A 20,287-nucleotide genomic window follows, 5' to 3' on the forward strand; every position below is an offset into this window, starting at 1 on the left:
TTTTAATTTTCTGGGCAAATGTAGTACTTTTTTTTTATCTACCAAAAAAAAGTTGGTATAGTGCTACATCTTTGTACTTACCTTGACTATAAAGCCAATCTTTTTGTACACCACTACAAGTAAAGCCTATTTTTTCAAAAAGAGCTATACTCACTATATTATCAGTAGGAATGTATGCAATAAGTTGATGTAAATCTAAGTATTTTTGTACATTGGAAATGAGTAACTGTAAGGCTTTTTTAGCATACCCCTTTCCTTGATAAGCGGGCAGAAGAGCTATCCCTACTGCTGCTCTGTGATGTTTGGGACTAAAATCGTATAAATCTACACAACCCAAAGGCTCTTCATTGAGTGCTATCACATAACGATATTGTTTAGCTTCATAAATATCTTGATGAGCGTGTTGTATATAGTCCTGTAACAAATGTTTAGCAAAAGGCAATTGAGTTTCACTCACCTCCCACAAACTCTCTTCATTTTCTAAGTGATATAAGAAATCTATATCTTCAGGTTCTAAAGCTCTTAATTTTATCATTTTATTACTCCTTCAAACACAAATTGAGCACTGCCACTTAAATAGATATTCTTATACTCCTCGGCTACCCTATCAAAACTCACTTGTAAATCCCCTCCACGAGTGTGTAGTGTAATAGTTTGTGCTTTTGTTTGTTTGGTGTGATACAATGCTATTGCAACAGCAGTAACGCCTGTACCACAAGAGTAAGTTTCATCTTCTACACCACGTTCGTAGGTACGCACTTTAAAGCCATTCTCTCCTTTGCTTACAAAATTCACGTTGCTACCACCTTTATCGGCGTAAAGAGTGCCATAACGTATAACAGCGCCTTCGGGTTTTACATCGACAGTCTCTACATCGTCTACCCATTGTACGTGGTGAGGTGAGCCTGTGTTTAAGAATACATAATCTGGGTGTTCTTCTACTGATGTTACATTTTTCATTTGCAAATGTACATAGTTATCACCTTCAATGGTTGCGCGGTGCTCACCATCAATAGCTATAAATAGTGTTTCTCTTTCTATTACCCCCAACTGTTTAGCAAAAGCTACTACACAGCGTCCACCATTGCCACACATTGTACTTTGGCGTCCATCGGAATTGTAGTATACCATACGAAAATCATACTGAGAATCATTTTCAAGCAGGATAAGACCATCGGCACCAATGCCAAAGCGTCTATCGCACAAGTGAGCTATAAGTTTTTCGTTATCTTTAGGAAAAGTTCCTTCGCGATTATCAATCATCACAAAGTCATTACCTGTTCCTTGATATTTATAGAAATTCATCATTAAAATAGTTCAAAAATAAGAAGGGTGAAATAAGCAAAAGGAGAAGCAAAAATAAGGCTATCAAGACGATCGAGCAAACCACCGTGTCCTGGCAATATTGTTCCGCTATCTTTCACATTGGCAGCACGTTTAAAGCTAGACTCTACCAAGTCGCCTAAAGTACCTGTAACTACTAGAATCACTGCTAAAACTAGCCATTGCCATAGAGGACGGGCACTGGAATATGAAATAGTTGTAGCGATGATCATTGCTCCTACTAGCCCACCGAGGAAACCTTCTATAGTTTTTTTGGGAGAAACACGTTCAAAAAGTTTGTGTTTGCCAAAGGCTTTACCCGTGAGATAGGCAAAGGTATCGCTCGCCCATATAATAGACAAGAGTCCAATCATTGTGATTTGCGACTGATTGTTGAAGAAACTTTGAAATAGATAATAAACATTTTCACTGTTCTCATTTTTATAGATAAGAGGCACAAATATACAACCTCCACCTATGTAGAGCAAACTAATGAGTAGCTTGGCATTGTTACTTTGCTTACGAATAGGCGTTTTCTGATTGAAAAGCATCATTATGAGATATATATTAGTAAGCAAAGTAGCTAAAAGCAGTATGTAAACCGAAAAAGGATAGGTTCTTAGATGGATAAACAACCACCAAACCAACAAAAAAAGCAGAAATATATGTAATTCCTTAAGCCTGATGAGCATTTTAAACTCAAATAAGCAAATAATACCAAAGGACAAAAATAAGAAGTCGAAAGCATCGGGGTTAAGCATAATTGCTGATAGCAATAGGAAAACATAAATAAACCCCGTAATCGTTCTTTTGAATAGTTCGTTCATAAATTATTGTTTATCAATAGGTAAATCTTCTAACAGAATAAGATAGGTTTTCTTAGAGCTTGTACCATAATTGGAAATCGTTTGGGTATCAGGATTATCGGTAAAACTCTGCAAAGTGATTAGCCCAGTAGGGATATGACCTATATATTTTTTCTTAATACCTTTCATTCCCTCTGGAATATCCTTTACCATCTGACTTGTTTTAGCAAAAATGATAAATACCTCTGGCAACTCATCCATTTTTCGGTGTTTTAGCTGGTGAGAGGAGAGCATTATTCCTCCGAGAGAAGTTATAAGATACTCACAGTCTATTAAATACACATTAGAAGTTTCTATATCGGATGTAAACATTGGGCTGTGTTCCTCAAACATTTCATTGATTATAGGCGATGCATTGCTACTCATTTTCACATAAACGCCTAACTCCTTTAATATATTGCGAAAGACCTCTTGCACCTCAAGATCTGAAGTACAATAGATAAACTTACCACCATTTTTGGTAAAATTCATTGCAAATTGCTCATCTTCCGTAAGTTGCTGGGGTGGTTCTATGTTATTACGTTTAAATATCTTAGCGAAAAAATTCATTTCTACACTATAAAATAATGTGTTATCTACATATTTTTTTGCAAATATATACAAAATAAATGAATCTCCGCATTTTTTAAGAAAAAAAGATGTTATTCAAACAAAGAGATGAGTGCTCAGGGCTAAGATTTGAAAATTAGAAAATTATCCCTACCTTTGCCCTTTGAAAAATAACTTGTATGGCAATACACATCAATATCATAGGTGCTGGCAATATGGCTTACCAACTCACACAGGCGTTTCACAATCATCCTGAGGTGCAATTGCAGCAACTCTACAACCGCAGTGAGTTAAGCCCTGAGTTTGATGCTTTTGAAATAGAAAAAACACATCACCTCAGCACTTTACGCCCTGCTGATGTGTGTATTATCGCTGTGAAAGATGAGGCTATAGCCGGAATATCCAAAAAATTGCCTTTTGAAAATCAATTGGTAGTACATACCTCGGGCAATACCTCTATTGAGGCTATTGACTCTAAAAATAGGCGAGGTGTATTTTATCCCTTACAAACGATGAACAAACAAACAATTGTAGATTTCACTAAAGTACCTTTTTGCTTGGAAGCTGAAAATACTAATGATTTCTGCCTACTACAACGTTTGGCATCTTTGCTTTCCACAAAAATATACACACTGAACAGCTACCAACGCAGGGTACTACACCTCGCTGCTGTGTTTATGAACAATTTTAGCAACCATTTGGTATATATAAGTCAGCAGATATGTAAGGAAAACGAAGTACCTTTTGAAATTCTACAACCTCTCCTTGCCGAAACTTTTATAAAACTCCAAAACACCTCGGCTTACGATGCTCAAACAGGTCCTGCAAGACGCAATGACTTTCTAACTATTACAAACCACTTGGCAATGTTAGATAACAATAACTATAAAGAAATATACGATATTATTACAAAATCAATAATAAACACTTATGGAAGAAAAGAATTATAAAGAAAAACTGAAAGACATTACTACTTTTATCTTTGATGTAGATGGGGTTTTTACCAATACCCAAGTATTTGTAAACAATGATGGCGACCTTTTGCGCAGTATGAATATGAAAGACGGCTTTGCCCTCAAAACAGCTGTTGCTAAAGGATATACTATCTGCATTATTACAGGTGGGGGCAATGTAGGGGTACAAAAACGCTTTGAAAACCTTGGTGTAACCGATATTTATATGCTCCGTCACGAGAAACTCGAAACTTTTTTAGAGTACCAAAAGAGCAAAGGACTTAAAACAGAGCAAATTCTCTATATGGGAGATGATATCCCTGATATTCCTCCTATGAAACACTCAGGTTTAGCTACTTGTCCTCAAGATGCTGTACCAGAGGTAAAAGCAGTTGCTCACTACATATCTCACCGCGATGGCGGACAAGGGGCTGTACGCGATGTGATTGAACAAGTACTAAAAGTACGTGGTGATTGGTTTGAGTTCAATTAACAATTAATAATTAACGATTAACGAAAGCTGCTCAAGAAAAGTTATTTTTTTTTGAGCAGCTTTTTGTATTGATTTTTTTTGAGCAGCTTTTTGTATTGATTTATTTATTAGCTAATTATTAGAACGCTTTGATGCGATACATCAAACCGAGGCTCACGCGATTGGTATCTTTTGTTATATTTGTATTTTTATTATCCTGACTTCTTCCTATATAAGCCAAGAAGAAACGCAAGTCTTGTTTTTCAAAAGGCAAATATTCAACTCCTGCATAGTAGCCTATACTTTTAAGTTCATTATTGGGTAAATCACTTTTAGCAGTTTCATACATACCTTGGGCAAAGATATTCCAGTGAGGTACAGGTTGATACTCAGCTTTTAGTACAAAGCTATTGTACTTGGCATCTTTTACTGGGGTTGCTGTTTTTCCATTAGCACTTAAAGGGGTATAATTCAACCTATCTAATGCTTCGTTAGCCATCATATAATCAAAGAAAACTTGGAACTTAGACAAATTGAGTTTAGTTCCCAACATCAATAGCCAGTTGTTATAGCCATCGGCTTCACTTTGCAAACCTCCTCCCCAACGAGTTTGTACAAGATTATCAAATAGATTACCATTCCAATTAAAAATGTAGGTAAGAGGAGCTTTACTTGCACTGATAGTATTCGTAGCTGTTCCATAAAGCGTTTCGAATTTATCATTGCGTACATCAGTAATTTGGAAGTTAAACTCGTGGTTCTGGTTAGGAGTATAAGTAATCATCGCTCCTAACATAAAGTTATCCATATTTTGTAGAAAATCAGAATATTCATAGATATTCATTGGATTTAGGTCGAACTCAAATCCTCCCCACGCTTGACACATCTTACCTGCAGTAAGTGTCCATTTATCATCTAAACGGAAGCCTGCATAGAGCATATCGGTAGCTGTAGCCAAATTATCTAAAGAGGCAGCCACATTAGATTTGTTCAGACGATGACGAAAGCGGTAGAAAATACGGTCGGTAATATCACCTCGTACTTCCCATCGCAACTGGCGCGCATAGAACTTAGCCGTCATATCTTTGTCTTTTGCTTTTTCTACATCAAAACTTCCTTGGAAGTTGAAGTACATATTAAATTTCTTATGAATGGGCTGTTCTCCTTCATTTTCAGGCATAGGTAGAGGCGCAGGAGCAGTAGCTTTAAGCTGGTCGATTTCTGCCCTCAATTGATTGATTTGTTCTTGCAAATCTTGTTGTGCTGAAGCAACACCTCCTATAAGAAAGCTGATTGCTAATAATATTCTTTTCATAATAAGGTAAAAGGTAAGAGATAAGAGGCATTTTTTACTTGTTACTTATTATCTCTTACTTGTTTTAGTATTCATTGAAATATTTTTGGATTTGTTTCCAATCTTTGGTTTTAGTGAGAGCTAACATCAATAGAACACGAGCTTTTTGTGGGTTAAGTGTTTGTGAAGCTACAAATTGATATTTAGCATCATCTACTTCGGCATCGAGGGTTGTTGCTCCTGTAGGTACGCGTGAAGAGCGCACAAACTGAATGCCTTGCTCTCTTGCTTTTACTGCCAAATCGAAGATAGTGTGATAGAGATTACCATTACCTACTCCAGCGTGTACAATACCATCAAATTTAGCATCCATAAAGGCTTTCATTGGTAATTCAGACACATTAGAATAGCTGTATACGATACCTACTTTAGGTAATTCTTTAAGGTTATCTACATTGAAAACGGATTGATAAGTGTGTTTGTTTTCAGGAGTGCGGTTAAAGAATACTTTGCCATTGTGAATGTATGCCAATTTGCCATAGTTAGCACCTTGGAAAGTTTCGACAGCAGTAGTATTGGTTTTAATCACATCTTTAGCATCGAGTACGATGTCGTTCATACACACCATTACCCCACGCCCCATAGCGTTTTTATCGGCAGCTGTTACTACTGCGTTATAGAGGTTTAGAGGTCCATCGGCACTCATACCAGTAGCGGGGCGCATTGCTCCTACCATTACTACTGGTTTTTTACTATGAACAGTAAGGTTGAGGAAATAGGCAGTTTCCTCCATTGTATCAGTACCGTGAGTGATTACCACTCCGTCGTATCCTTCTTTGTTGAGCAATTGATTGATGCGTTTGGCAAGGGTAAGCCATACCTCATCATTCATATCTTGAGAACCTATCTTCACGATTTGTTCACCACTTATATTGGCTACATTCTTCACTTCGGGCACTGCTTCCAAGAGTTGATAAATACCGAGTTCACCAGCCTTATAGTTGGTTTCAGTATTTGATTTACTTACCCCAGCGATAGTACCACCAGTAGCTAAAATACGAATCTTTGGCTTTTGTTGCGCAAAGACAGCCACAGACATCATCAACAACAATGAAAGGGCTATTTTTTTCATCAATGTTATCATATATATTAGGTTTTTATTTTTCAGGAATTAGATGTTAGGAATTAGTTAGAGAGTGCTACATAAACATTATGATAAAATACCCTACTGCGATAGCAACAATTGTCGCTACGAAACCAGGTATTTGAAATGAGTGGTTCAGCACGTACTTGCCTATGCGAGTAGTGCCCGTTCTATCGAAATTGATAGCAGCAACTACCGTTGGATAGTTAGGAATAAAGAAATATCCGTTTACCGCAGGGAACATCGCGATGAGTGCCATTGGGTGAATACCTAAAGCAATCCCCAAAGGATAGAGCGTACGCACTGTTGCTGCTTGACTAAACAAAAGAACAGACATTACAAAAAGTGCTACTGCAAAGAGGAAAGGATATTGGGTAACGATTTGTTCGATGTGCATTTTGAAGAACTCAATATTACCATTAAAGAAAGTATCTCCCATCCAAGCTATCCCAAAAATAGCTATCACTGCTTGCATACCTGCAATAAATACTGAACCTTTTACTGCTTTATTGATGTCTACTCGAGCAAAGATAATCATCAAGCCAGCTATAGACATCATTATAATTTCAATAAGTTGGGTCATCCCTATTCTTTGCATTTCGCCATTTACCTCAAAAGCGGGACGCAATGTATCAATAGAACCAAAAAGCACAATAGAAAGTACTCCCATAAGGAAAATAATCACTGAGGTTTTTGCTCTTTGTTGATCTTTCTCATTTTCTTGCCCAGCAGAGTGATTTTCTTTTTCTAGCAAACCTTCTTTTAAACGACGTAAATATTCAGGGTCTTTTTCGAGAGGTACACCCATAAATCTCACAGCTATCGCTCCCACAATTACCCCAATAAGGGTTGCAGGGATACACACCATTAATATATTACCAAGTGTAATACCTTTACTTCCTAATAGTTCAGCAGAAAGCAAAGCAGCTGTTGCTGCCGAAATAGGGCTGGCAGTAATGGCTTGTTGCGAAGCGATTACTGAGATAGAAAGTGGACGCTCAGGTCGCACTTTGCTATCGGTAGCTATTTCAGAAATAATAGGCAATAGAGAATAGGCAATGTGTCCTGTACCTGAAAACAAAGTGAAGAAGTAGCACACTACAGGTGCTAAGAAAGTAATCATTGAAGGGTTTTTACGCAGGATTTTCTCGGCTACTTTCACTAAATAATCCAAGCCTCCTGAGGCTTGCAAAGTAGCAGCAGCTGTAATTACAGCTACAATGATGAGCATTACATCAATAGGTGGATTACCTGGTTTGAGCCCAAAGCCAAAAACCAAAATACCCAAACCTATCATACCAAAGATACCAAGCCCTATACCTCCTACTCTAGCTCCTATAAAAATAGCAAGAAGCACTACTAACAATTCAATATAAATCATATTCAATTAAGAAATCATAATTATGGCTCAAAGGTACAAAAGTTATAGAAAACAAAAAAGAAAATACGATATTTTTTAACAAATATCGTATTTTCCTTTAACAGATAGGTATACTTTATATGATAACTATCAGAAATTGAGATTATCTGAACAAAGTGAAGTTACCATAGAACTCACGTTTGTCGTACAACTGATCGTTGATTTCGATGATGTACCAGTAGTCTCCTGATGGCATTGGACGTTTTTCATAAGTACCATCCCAACCTTGACCTGATTCTAACACCACTAATCGACGACCATAACGATCGAATATGTAGATGCGGGCATTTACATTATTGTCTAAATACTTAGGCTTCCATACCTCATTTTCTCCATCTCCATTAGGTGTAAAGTAATTAGGAACTTCTATATCAAAGTACTCTACCTCGTAAGTCGCTGTAACAGTACAACCTTCGGCATCTTCTACACGTACATTCACTACCTTGTAACGACGTCCTCCAATTTCTTTTTCAGGATCATTATGGTTGACTTTGTACACCGGATTATCTCCCTTACTTACCTCATTGAAGTAGTATGTATAACCTCTAAAGTTATTCGTTCTACCTCCTTGTGCCAAGACCTCTAAAGTGTTTAGAGTTGTATTGGTCGTTACTCGTGTAACAGTAAGCGGTGTGTAAGGATCAATTGTGATTGTTTCGGAAGCACTACAACTGCCTGTCATTCCTGGAATAGATGAAACTATTGTATAAGTTACTTCTACCGTTTGGGTAACTGAACCTCTGTTGAAATTATCAATATAAGCTATATTACCTACTGTACGTGTGAATGTTGCTGATGCCCCTCCATTCAAACTATAAGTAATCTTACTATAGTCTGGTGATGGATTGTTGAAATGTACCTCTAAATAATCTACATAACTATTTGAGTTCGCTTGACAAGTACCATAGTATTTAAATTCGTTGATACTAACATCTGGTAACTCTTCCACTGTGAAGGTCAAAGTCTTAGTCATTGTACAATCATTAGCATCTTTTATTACAACTTGATAGTAACTATCCTTAGGACTTGGACCTAAATCATTGAAAGTATGACTTGTTCCTGTGGTTTCTACTTCAGGAGTTACCTTTTGTCTGTTGTCGGCTCTAATTATTGTAAGGGTATAAGTAGGTGTACCTCCTGCTATATTTGTAATTTCTACCTTACCACTATCACTTCCTTTACAAGTTACAAACGTAGAATTGAGTGTGTTTATATCAGCAGTGATAGGCGATGGATTTACAAAGGTATAGCTTCCTGACACTGTAACTGAACAGTTTTGTGCATCATAAATATCTACTCGATAAGTTCCTGGTTCTATACCTGTAAATGTCGCTTCGCTATCAGTAGTATTTATTTTTGGCAAATCACTACCTGTTGCTGAAGTTCTCACTAACGTATAGTTATAAGGTGGTGCACCTCCAGTTACTCCTGACACTTTGAGTTTTCCATCTTTAGCATCGATACAAGTAATAGAAGTTGTCGCTACAGTAATGCTCGCTGTATTGATAGCATTATATGGGGCTACTGTTACACTAAGGGTTCCAGTAGCTGTTGTACAACCTAAAGCGTCTATTACGGTAATATTATAATTACCCGCTTTCACTTGTGTGATTTCTACTCCTGGTGAGCCTTCTGGAATATCTGGTTTGGTATATACATTTCCTGTTGTTGGATCTGTAAGGGTTACTGTATAAACTTGTTGACCTCCGATGACTGTAAGGGCTACAACCCCATTTTCATTATTACAGTCTACCGATACTTTTTGTGATACATAAATCACTTTTATCTCGGCTGGGTTTGATGGAACTACAAAACGATGTTTAGCTACCTTACAACCTGTAGCATTAGATATCGCTTCGATATCATAAGAACCACCTACTAGGGTAAGTGTTGTGGTGTTACCTGATACTGTACCCGTAGTTGTTGCTCCGCCACTTACTGCTGTAACAGTATATGTAAAGCCTGCTGTAGATTGGTCGCCATTAGAAAGATCTTTATCTACTAAGGTTATCGCAATACTACCATTGTCGTTATGACAAACTGCTCTCACTGGGTTATGAGAAGTCATCTCAAATGTATTAGCATCTTTTACGGTATAAACTCCCGTAATACTACAGCCTGTCTTCTCGTTGAAGACCTCTATCGTATAGTTTGAACCTGCTAAGTTTTGTGAACCTGTGAGGGTCAAACTCAAGCTGGTTGCTGTTGTTGTGGTAATAGTTGCAAAGGCATTATCTGTTCCTTTTATCACGTAACGCAATGGTGTACCTGCTATATATGTAGGTGTAGCTGTTACACTGATATTTATTACCTCATCTACCACACAAGTAGCTGATGTTGTTGTGGTAATACTTAGAGTTTGCAACTCGAAGGCTGGTGCTACTGTTACGCTTGTTGTACTTGTTGCACAAGTGCCTGAAGCATCTTTTACTGTAGCATAGAAAGTACCTCCATTCAAGTTCGGAAGGGTATATTCTGTACCATTTCCTAAACTATTGCCGCCATTATCAAAGAACTCTATTGTATATGGTGGCATACCTCCGCGTATCTTGCTCGTATCTACACTTACTTTAGGCGTTGATAATCCATTGGTGCCCTCACATATATATTGAGTCGCGGTAATTACTCCCGCTTGTAATTCTAATGGCTCTGGAGAGGTGATTATAGTTTCTACAAAAGCCTCACAACCTGTACTATTAGTAATTGTTATTTGGTATTTTACTCCTTGAGTTGTACCACGTAGCTGAGTGAATGTAGCTGTATGAGTACCTGCAATAGTAGGAGTTGTTGTTACCGTTACGTTATTTCCGGTAGTGATATCAATAGCACTAGTAATCTTAAAGGTATAAGTATCACTATCAGTAGGCATTGCTATATCTATACTACCAGTACCAGTAGCTGTAAGACCTAAATTACATTTTTCGTGATAAGGTTGTACTACAACATTAGCTAAATTGATAGGATCGGGATCACGTACTGTTACCTCTTTCACTATAGGACAATCTACAGTTTCGGCATCGTAAATACTGATGCGATAAGTAGCAGCCTCAGTAGTAGGTGTTGCAATAGTTATCACTCCTCCGGTAGGAGTAGGGAAAGCTACATCTTGTGAAAGAATAGCTCCCGCTACTATACCGTTGTCTAAACGTTCTAAAGTATAACTATAAGTGCCAGTTCCTCCTGCCACAGTTACTGTGATATCAGCAGTAGGGGTTGCACAAGTTTTATTTCTACTAATAGTAGCTGTTGCTGTGATAAGAGCTGTAGTACTGAAAGTAGCTGTAGTCACGCAACCATTTACATCTTTCACTGCAACTGTGTGTGTAGCCAAAGGAGTTACCTCTAACTCGAATGCCTGATTGGCTATTGTCCAAACTACAGGTCTATCGGCAGCTCCATCTAAACTATAATAGTGGTTACCTTGACCTATTTTGTTAAGAGTTACCCTCACTGGTATTTTACCATTAGTATTATGGTAAGCCTGACAAGCCAAAGTAGTTACTGTTGCAATATTAGGTGTATCAAAAATATCAATAGTAACTGTAGTAGATTGCAAGCAGCCATAAGCATCGCGTACATACACATCCCAATTACCCGCAGGTATATTGATATAAGATGAAGTTTGAACAGTGCGAGTCATTACAGATGGAGCTGCTCCTCCTGAAACTACATAACCATAAGTGTAAGTAGCTGTACCTCCTGTAATATTCAACCACGCTTCACCCAAAGTATTACAAGAAGCTTTTTTGCTAGCTACAGCTGCAATTTGTAACTGAGTGAGAGAACGTTTGATTTCAAAATTCTTTGAGGTTACACAGCTTGCCACACCTCCAATAGTTTCTGTAAATTTCACATAGTATTTACCTGCTGGTAAGTTACCATTGGCTACTTGAGGTGTAGTGAATGGAGCTGGAACTGTACCTACCGCTCCTGCTATTGGCTGATGATTATCTTCACGATATACTTCATAACCTATATGAGTAGTACTTCCGTGAGGATTTGTTAAAGTAAAAGTAAAGGTTCCATCGCTACCAGTTGCACAACTTACATTCTTCACATCTATCGCTACCGACATTTGTGAATATGTAGGTACAGGTACTGTCATCTGTTGGGTGTAACGACACTTAGTAACCATATTATAAGCTATGAAAGTGTATTGTACCCCTGGTGTGAGACCTCCTATAGTTACTCCTACCCCAGTACCTGAAGCTACTCCTTTGTGCCATACATCAGTACCTCCATTCGGATTGCTAGTAGTTTCTATATTCGCTCCTGATCCAGCTGGTGGGTTTTGAATACCTGGTCGATATATAGCAAAATATGCATTAGTAGATGCTGTAAAGGTAGGTGAACTAGTTGCTGTGATACGTACCTCTCCTGTAGTAGCGCAAGCTGTAGGGGTTACTGGAGTGATAGACATCACATTAGAGTTTGGTAAGATCACCACATTCATTCGTGTTTGGCAACTATTAGCATCGGTAATCGTAATTTCATAATTACCATAGTCCAAACCTGCAAATACTTTTGAAACATTATTAAGTTGAGAAGTTTCACTTACTTGAGCTCCTGAAGTGGTATTTCTTAAAAGAATATCAAAAGGTGCTCTACCTCCTGTATTAAGGGTTACTGTAATCGCTGCTAAATCGGCAGCTGATGAGGTACAACCCATTTGTTTGCTTACAGTAGCTGTTGCTGTGAGTTGAGGAGCTGCTGTAATGGTAAAGGCTTGAGTAGCCACACAACCACGATCATCGGTGAGGTGTGCTATATAATTACCCGGTGCTAAAGCTGTAGGAGTTTGTGTTACTCCTAAAGTATTCACCACTTTAAGGGTATGTGAAGCTGTACCTACATAATAATCACTTGGTGTGATAATTACCGAACCATTATTGTTACCACAAGTAGCTTGAGTAGTGGTAAAGGTATTGGTTAAGAAACGTGGTGGGTCATAAGCTAAGGTTACGTATTGTTCACGTTTACACTCACTACCATCGGGTTTATAAGTTACTTGGAAACGGAACTCAGTTGTGGTTGCTACTGTTACTGGATAGGTAAAGGTTACCTGAGAGGTACTTGAACCAATTGTATGGAAAGTAGCTCCACCATCAACACTATACTTAAATTCTTTAAGTGCAGTAGGGATACCTCCAGATGCGGTGAGAGTATAGTTTACACTGCTTCCCTTACAATCAGCATATTGTGTTTGAGTAGGTGATACAGTGAGTGATAATGGTGCATAAATTTGAGTAGTTACAGTTGTTTGACAACCAAAACCATCAGTTACTACAAATGTATGAGTACCTGCATCAAGAGCATCAGGATATTCAAAAATTGATGTATTGAAAGCATAAATATTACCTCCTACACGTTGTACTTTATAGTTTCCATTACCGCTAATTATTGTAATCTCTACTTTCTTCTCTTGTGCATCTCCATAGCAATAAGAGGTAGGCTCGGCAGTAACTGAAAGAGTAGCTTTATTAACGATTTCAAAAGTAGTCTCGGTTGTACAACCTTTACTATCTTGTACTACTAAAGTATAAGTACCAGGTGCTAAATTACTTATTTCCCAAGGATTTACTTGTGGAGCTACTGGTTGCAAAGCACCTAAAGTTCCACTTACTAAACCTACTCTATACTGATAACCTCCAGCATTACCACCAGTAGCCGATACTTTTATCTTAGCAACTCCGCCATTGTAGCAGGTTACTTTATCCATAAATACTACTGTTGGTACTATAGGAGTAGGCTCTCCAACTTTATAAGCCACTGATACTGCACAATTAGCATTATTAGCATCTCGTATACTCACTACACCATTTTGGTTAGCTTCTAATCCTGTAACTATGAATACTCCTTGAGCATCAAGGGTTGTAGGTGTCCAAGTAGTTGTAGTGGTATAAGTTCTTTCTACTGAATAAAGAATATTAGTAGATGTTGGGTTGATAACCCTGATGCGAACTTCACCATCTTGTGCTCCAATACAACTTACATTCTTCTCGGTACCGAATTTCTCGGCACGCATTTGTTTATTCTTTTCTATATTGATTAGCTGAGTTACCTTCAAATCACAATAAGTGATAGCTTGTGATACTTTGAGGTTATCCACCGCAAAATCATTACCTAAACCTCCATAAGTAGCAGCCGCTGTATTCACTACTTTTAGTAATAGTTCTCCATTAGCAAAGCCAGTCATTTCAGTTTCAGTAAAGGTTACTTTATAATTTGTCCAACTATTGCTATTGATAGTTGCCAAGCTCTTACTGCGCAAAGTAGTACCATCAGTTTTAGCTATTTCTACATTAAGGCGAGCAGGTATTGCTGTCACTCCTGTTCTAATGAGGTTGAGAGCATCTAAACTTACGGTAAATTCAGTATTAGGAGTAACCCCTTTAAGGAGTTTTTGATATACCACCTCATTATTACCATTACCCGCTACTGCTAAGTAACGACCTCCTGAAGGGTCTGTAGGGGCTGTAGCAAGCCAATTAGGATTTGAACTTACTTGTACTTGTTTAGTAAGTACTTGGTTACCATCTGAAAGACTACCTGTAGTATTACATACCAAAGAAGTATTAGCAACTGGCAAACAATCGTTAGCATCTTTACCAAAGTCTTCTGTAAAGAGTACATTAGGTGTTGTAGCGGTATCAGTTGGACGGTAGTACACTGTAAGAGTATGTACTCCTGGTGACAACAAGCGGTTGAAACTGTTGCCTATAAGAGTTTGTTTAGCACTACCATCAAAACTGTATTGATAAGTTTGACTTACTGTAGATGAAACTGTAATAGTTACTGAACCATAACCACTATCACAACGATAAACTACAGGACTGAACGCTATAGTAGGTATAACAGTTGCTTGTGTGGTAATAGGAATTTCAAGACGACAATCTTTACTATCTTTTACATAGATAGTTGTAGAACCTCCAATAAAACCTATAGGATTAGTTACATAAGTATTTTCACCATCAAAACTATAACGATAAGGAGGAGTACCACCTGTAACGTTATTCACTGATACTTTATATTGATTGTGTGCAGTATCGCACGATCTATCGGCTACCACTCCTGCATAAGCGCGCAAAGGTGCTTGAGGTGGAAGTATCACAATAGGTTTTTTGATATATGTACAAGTAGTTCCTGCAACTTGTGATAACATTTCTATTTCATAAGTACCGGCTGGAATACCTGTGAACAAACCTCCTGAACTAGTTTTAAAAGGAGTTCCTATTCTTGCTCCTGTATCATCTAATTTATAAAGGTTGATAATGCGATTTTGATTTTGTGTTCCTGGTGCAAAAGTAAGGTTAATTACTCCTGAATTAGGCATACTTTCACACTGAATTTCTTGGGTCGCACTAAAGGTAAATGTATGTGGATTTGGAGGATTTACAGTTACTTTGTTAGACAAGGCAAAAGCTCCACTACGAGTGTCTCCTACTAAGAATACATATTCACCTACACGAGTAATATTTGGTACTTCAACTTCTACACTTGGTTGATGTGCCAATTGAATAGCGATATGAGGAGCAGCCAAAGCGGTAGGTATATCTGTATATTGTTGCTGACCGTCTATTGTCCAAATATAAAAACGATAGGTAGGAGCACCTCCTTCAGCTTTAAGTTCAAACTTAGCTTTGTTACAAGAGGTAAATCCTTTGAAGGTTGCTGTAACCTTCATTTGGCTTGTTTTGTTGATAGTTACTTGTCCGTTGTATTGACAACCTGGGATTTGTGGTGATGTAACTTTCACATCATAAGTACCTTGCGATAAATTATTGATACGATAATCATTCGTATTAATTACCTCTGTACGGAAAGGTGCACCTCCTTTGAAAATCTCCACTTTGTAAGTCACTCCACTAGTGCTAAGCAGAAGTTTTACAGAACCTTGAGTGAAATCAGTTTCGTGAATTTCATCAGTAAGCGAACCTGTAAGACCTGCTGTAAATACCTCAAAATAGAAACTTTGGTTACAATTAGGCAATCTCAAACGATATTTACCTGCTGTATTGGCTACAAAAGTACGATTGTTGTTGATAGTTGTCCAACATTGGTCTTCCAAATTTCTACAATCAGAAGATGATTCGGTACAAGAGCCATTCCATTGCTGCCACTCAAAAGCAGTGTTTTGATAGCTTACAGTAATATTTTTAGACCCTCCTTGACATAGGTAGAAATGGCTTGTCCAAACTGAGTTATCTGGACAAGTTACCCCTAAATTTTGGGCTTGTGCGCGAATAGGGTCAGTTGTATTTGAGGGCGCTTCATAGTTGATAGTTTCTGTAGTTTCTACTTGTACTCCTTGGCAAGAGTTTGTTTTCACTACTTTGTACACTCCTGGTGCATTTGCTTGATAAGTGCGATGAATCTCTCCTGTTAGTACGCTACCATTTTTATACCATTGATAAGTAGCAAAATTACCAGTTGCTTCAAAGGTCATCACTCCCGTACCACAGAAAGTTTCTTGACGGTTACAATTAGAGGTATCAATAGTAATAGAACTTACCCCTGTATCTACTTGTTGTGCTATTGGACAAGCGGCAGGTCCACCTTGGTAAGTGATAGAAAATTCTGTTTGTAAATAGTTAGCACAAGGTTGCAGAAGTTTATCACAATCGCCCTGTATTTTCAACGGGATACGAATGGTACGACTTGGATCACCTAACTTAAGAGTAGACTCAGGATAACCCGATGTGCCACCTATCACAAACTCATAAGCCTTATTCACAGCATTGTACGATTTTTGTGGATATGGATTAGCACTTGAGCCATCACCTGCACTATTGAGATCGGGTTCTCCATTGGTTATTACGGTAGCATTTTGAGGAAGTTTTACCGAAATAACTGCTTGTTTGATACTTTCAGAACCTACATTCTCATAGTTTAATTCGTAGAAAAACGCTTGGTTAGGAGTAAGTTGAGTAATAGGGTTACCAGAGGTATCTACATAACGTTGTGACGTTTTTAGCTTCAACGCATTAGATTTTACCGTAACTGTAAACGAGCAACTACTTGTATTACCTCGCGTATCAGCAAAGGTATATACTACCGTATGTACTCCTATAGGGAATACATAGCCTGGTGCGTGACTACGAGTAGTAGTAACAGCTCCTAAACAAGTAGGATAAGCTTCAGGTTCACGCCAACGTACTGCTTTACCACATTGTCCTACATCCACAGTAACTTCTATGTTATTTGGACAAGGAGTCTTGACAAAAGGAGGTTCGTCTATAGGAGGCAATACTACTGTAGCTGATTTGGTATAAGTAGTTTTATTACTACAACCTATTCCTGTTTTCAAGGTATATTCAGCCATATAAGTAGTAGTAGTATAAATATTTTCCCAAAAACTACTGCCAGTACCCAATGGATAAGTAGTAGTTTTGTTACCATTAGCATCGAGCTTAAACCAATTGATATCAAATATATGTTCTGAGAGACCTAATTTCACACGAGCTCGGTTGCCTGTACAGAAAGGCACAGGGCGGTCAATCACCAAGAACGGATTAAAGGCATTAGTGAGGTCTATATCTATATCTTTAGGAACAGTTTGACAACGGTGTTCCACTTCCACACGGTAGAATCCAGTAGTTAGCCCTTTAAAAATATAGAAATATTTGTTATCACTCTCTTCGTATTTTTTAGTCTCTATCAAAGTAGAGGTTGTAGCAGTAACAGTAGTTTTTTTGTAGAGGCGGAAAGTAAGTGGGAAATACACCTCTTGCCCTGTAACATCTACAGCAATCATACCTGTTGCACTACCTGAGTCACAAACTACAGGGTTTACCACTGGGTTGAGTTTTGTGAGATCAGGTATAATGATTTCTTTATAAGCTTTACCACTGGAAACATAAGGAACAGCTGGATCTATAAAGCTCCAATTTCTATAATATTTATGATTAGACTTGTTCTCAAATATAGCATGATAAGTATAGTTAAAGGGATTCATCTCAATTCTATATTTGCCAGGTAATAGATTTGGAAAACTACCTTTTTGATCATCTATATAATTTTGCCCATTAGCTCCTATTACGTATTGCCAAGATTTATTACCATATTGATCTTCTTGCTCTTTTTGTAAAGATACTCTATCAAAGCTAGAGTTATTTTCTACTACTATATTTCTACCTATATCAAAAATTACTTTACCTATTTCACAATCTCTTTCATATTTCAAGACTGGGTTATAAGTAGTAGCTGCTAAATCTATCTCTCTTGTAGTGGTTTTACTACAAGCATCGGTAACAGTAATTTTATATCGCCCAGCAGGTAAATTAGTATATCCTAAAGTTTGACAATAATTAGCTGGTTTGATAAGAGGAAATGTGATAGTACGTGTAACCGTATCGCTAAAGCCTATTTTTCCTTGATAAGTAATAGAAGCTACTCCATCAGCACGTTCTATTTTAAAGTTTAATGGGTAAAAAAAAGTGCCACAAGGTAGATTAAATCTAAAAGCTCCCGTTCCTTCATACATACCATAGCCCGTTTCCAATGCATCCCATACTTTTTCTATAGGTCTTGCTGTAACAGCAGGAGGAGTCCCCACACTATGAGGAGGATAATCAGATACAAATTCATTAGATACTGCAGGAGGGCAACCTGGAGGGGTAGTTTTATAGGTATACCTATAAGTAGCCCCTGGTGTAGATGGGGTATTACTTGGTTCATCTACCCAATTAGTTCCCACTTTGCGTTGTAATTTCAAATTACCATAACCACTTCTCCAGTCTGAAACTTGGTATATATTTCTACTCTCCCCATTATTAAGGTCGGTATAATTAACATTGTAAACATACCAACGAGTATCATAAGTACCACACAAATATTTTTCTGTATTAGAGGTTATATTACCACAAGTTCCCTCTGTGTAATAAGTACGATTCCTCGAACAATCTTTTGCGTTATAAATAAGAGGTCCATAATAAGACACATTAATGCGATTATCTAATTTAAAACGCTCTTTGATGGTATTTTTAGGTCCTTTAATAGTAATTTCTATTTCATCTCCACTCTCAATTTCATAACTATTGGTATAATAGTAATAATCTGAAAATGTAGACGACATATCAATGGTAATTCCTTTATTTACTATACGTAATACAGCAGTTCCTGGTTTTTTAAAGAAGTTCCTAAACTCTGTCATATCATCTATACCCTGATAAATCAATCGATTATCTTCAGGTCTTACTAAGTCGATTCTAAACCTATACTTACAGTCTTTGTTGTTCTTCTCTAATCTTCTTAGATAAGTTTTGATATTGATACACTCCACTACATATTTTTGTTGTGAAGGTATTTGTATACTGGGAAAACGGCGTGTTTCACCGCATTGGTTACCTATATTAGTTTTATCGTGTATTTGTACAATTATCTGCTTATTAATAGGTAGGGGGTGTGCATTATCTCCTCTCACCTCTATATAGCCATTGTTAGCAGGACGCGAAAACTCCTGCATAGGTACAATCACATTTCTATTCATATCGAAGATAGTTACTTGAAAAGGTCCTATCCCCCCATTAGGAATTTTAAACCTTACTCCTCCACTATTGGTTTGCCCACAAGAAGGAGCTAAAGCCTCAAGATTTTGGATATTCATAACCTTATAGTTAGAGTCGGCATCTACCTCGCGCTCATCAAAAGCACCTGTGTCTTCATCGCGCACAATAATTTTATACTTTCCTACTTTTAAGTTATAGAAAGTATACTCGGCAGGAGCCGAAGGTGATGGGCGGTTCATCCTAAACATCTCGCCATCTTTTCCAGGTCCTTGTATCTCTACTATAAATTTACCACTGGAAGGCAAACAAATAGAGGGATAAGGGGTCATATCTTGGGCTGTTACCTTTATCTGGTTATCACTGTAACAATTCCCTTTGATAGCCGTAGTTTGCACATTGATACATTGAGCAAATCCTGCCCCTGTGAAGATTAAAAATACAATTGCTGTAAGAAACTTTTTCATCTTTGTTTACTTTTAAGCTGTAAGTAATAATTATTTTGCGTGTAATTTATATATATATTAAACGCCACAAAAATAGTATCTTTTTATTATTTACACAATATTGTTACCTTATTTTCACACCTCTAAAGTAATACAAACTCCATAAACTACTGAAAATTAAGCGAATACACCGATGTTAAATTATTGTTAAAGTTTCGTTTAGGCAAAAGATAAGAGATAAAAGATAAGAAAAAACACAGATACTTTAAACCGAATCTTTATTGATTTCTTGTTATTTTGTTTTTTTTTTGTATTT

The 20,287-nt window shown here is 37.4% G+C and carries 10 protein-coding genes; 2 read left to right on the forward strand and 8 right to left on the reverse strand.

Annotated features, from left to right (window positions below; genetic code table 11):
* Positions 1 to 34: 34 nt before the first annotated feature.
* Genes DR017_RS02560 through DR017_RS02575 form a run of 4 tightly spaced genes read right to left on the reverse strand, consistent with a single transcriptional unit; the run spans position 35 to position 2,738 of the window.
* Positions 35 to 535 (reverse strand): GNAT family N-acetyltransferase, encoded by a 501-nt coding sequence (locus tag DR017_RS02560; RefSeq protein ID WP_095909134.1) that lies wholly within the window; start codon positions 533 to 535, stop codon positions 35 to 37.
* Positions 532 to 1,308, reverse strand: coding sequence for a diaminopimelate epimerase (gene dapF / locus DR017_RS02565; protein ID WP_002682221.1), 777 nt, complete (start codon positions 1,306 to 1,308; stop codon positions 532 to 534). The genes DR017_RS02560 and dapF overlap by 4 nt, the downstream gene beginning before the upstream one ends.
* Positions 1,308 to 2,150 carry a phosphatidate cytidylyltransferase gene (locus tag DR017_RS02570; RefSeq protein WP_002682216.1) on the reverse strand — a complete coding sequence of 281 codons (843 nt, stop codon included), beginning with the start codon at positions 2,148 to 2,150 and terminating at the stop codon, positions 1,308 to 1,310. Before DR017_RS02570 ends, dapF begins: the two co-directional genes overlap by 1 nt.
* 3 nt (positions 2,151 to 2,153) lie before the next feature.
* Positions 2,154 to 2,738, reverse strand: a complete 585-nt coding sequence (locus DR017_RS02575) for an LUD domain-containing protein (protein ID WP_040362017.1) — start codon at positions 2,736 to 2,738, stop codon at positions 2,154 to 2,156.
* 179 nt (positions 2,739 to 2,917) lie between these two features.
* Here DR017_RS02575 and DR017_RS02580 point away from each other — a divergent pair, with 179 nt between their 5' ends.
* Together DR017_RS02580 and DR017_RS02585 are read left to right on the forward strand one after the other, a co-directional pair.
* Complete coding sequence (locus DR017_RS02580; protein WP_002682218.1) at positions 2,918 to 3,688, forward strand: Rossmann-like and DUF2520 domain-containing protein; 771 nt, start codon at positions 2,918 to 2,920, stop codon at positions 3,686 to 3,688.
* Positions 3,669 to 4,184 (forward strand): KdsC family phosphatase, encoded by a 516-nt coding sequence (locus DR017_RS02585; protein ID WP_002682217.1) that lies wholly within the window; start codon positions 3,669 to 3,671, stop codon positions 4,182 to 4,184. The genes DR017_RS02580 and DR017_RS02585 overlap by 20 nt, the downstream gene beginning before the upstream one ends.
* Before the next feature lie 118 nt (positions 4,185 to 4,302).
* On the opposite strand, the gene DR017_RS02590 is transcribed toward DR017_RS02585, so the two are convergent.
* From DR017_RS02590 to DR017_RS02605, 4 genes are all read right to left on the reverse strand, one after another.
* Entirely contained in the window at positions 4,303 to 5,478 is a 1,176-nt protein-coding gene (locus DR017_RS02590; RefSeq protein ID WP_002682211.1) for a porin, read from the reverse strand.
* 64 nt (positions 5,479 to 5,542) lie between these two features.
* Positions 5,543 to 6,601 (reverse strand): L-asparaginase 2, encoded by a 1,059-nt coding sequence (gene ansB / locus DR017_RS02595; protein ID WP_002682219.1) that lies wholly within the window; start codon positions 6,599 to 6,601, stop codon positions 5,543 to 5,545.
* A 55-nt stretch (positions 6,602 to 6,656) separates the two neighbouring features.
* Entirely contained in the window at positions 6,657 to 7,982 is a 1,326-nt protein-coding gene (locus DR017_RS02600; RefSeq protein ID WP_040362014.1) for an anaerobic C4-dicarboxylate transporter family protein, read from the reverse strand.
* Between the two features lie 142 nt (positions 7,983 to 8,124).
* Entirely contained in the window at positions 8,125 to 19,992 is an 11,868-nt protein-coding gene (locus DR017_RS02605; protein WP_095909133.1) for a T9SS type B sorting domain-containing protein, read from the reverse strand.
* Positions 19,993 to 20,287: the final 295 nt, after the last annotated feature.

This window comes from Capnocytophaga sputigena, from assembly GCF_900446695.1.
Classification (GTDB): domain Bacteria; phylum Bacteroidota; class Bacteroidia; order Flavobacteriales; family Flavobacteriaceae; genus Capnocytophaga; species Capnocytophaga sputigena.

What these genes read in the sequence shown, in the direction of transcription:
- DR017_RS02560 (WP_095909134.1), bottom strand. Translation starts at nt 535, where the DNA reads ATGATAAAATTAAGAGCTTTAGAACCTGAAGATATAGATTTCTTATAT.
- dapF (WP_002682221.1), bottom strand. Translation starts at nt 1,308, where the DNA reads ATGATGAATTTCTATAAATATCAAGGAACAGGTAATGACTTTGTGATG.
- DR017_RS02570 (WP_002682216.1), bottom strand. Translation starts at nt 2,150, where the DNA reads ATGAACGAACTATTCAAAAGAACGATTACGGGGTTTATTTATGTTTTC.
- DR017_RS02575 (WP_040362017.1), bottom strand. Translation starts at nt 2,738, where the DNA reads ATGAATTTTTTCGCTAAGATATTTAAACGTAATAACATAGAACCACCC.
- DR017_RS02580 (WP_002682218.1), top strand. Translation starts at nt 2,918, where the DNA reads ATGGCAATACACATCAATATCATAGGTGCTGGCAATATGGCTTACCAA.
- DR017_RS02585 (WP_002682217.1), top strand. Translation starts at nt 3,669, where the DNA reads ATGGAAGAAAAGAATTATAAAGAAAAACTGAAAGACATTACTACTTTT.
- DR017_RS02590 (WP_002682211.1), bottom strand. Translation starts at nt 5,478, where the DNA reads ATGAAAAGAATATTATTAGCAATCAGCTTTCTTATAGGAGGTGTTGCT.
- ansB (WP_002682219.1), bottom strand. Translation starts at nt 6,601, where the DNA reads ATGATAACATTGATGAAAAAAATAGCCCTTTCATTGTTGTTGATGATG.
- DR017_RS02600 (WP_040362014.1), bottom strand. Translation starts at nt 7,982, where the DNA reads ATGATTTATATTGAATTGTTAGTAGTGCTTCTTGCTATTTTTATAGGA.
- DR017_RS02605 (WP_095909133.1), bottom strand. Translation starts at nt 19,992, where the DNA reads ATGAAAAAGTTTCTTACAGCAATTGTATTTTTAATCTTCACAGGGGCA.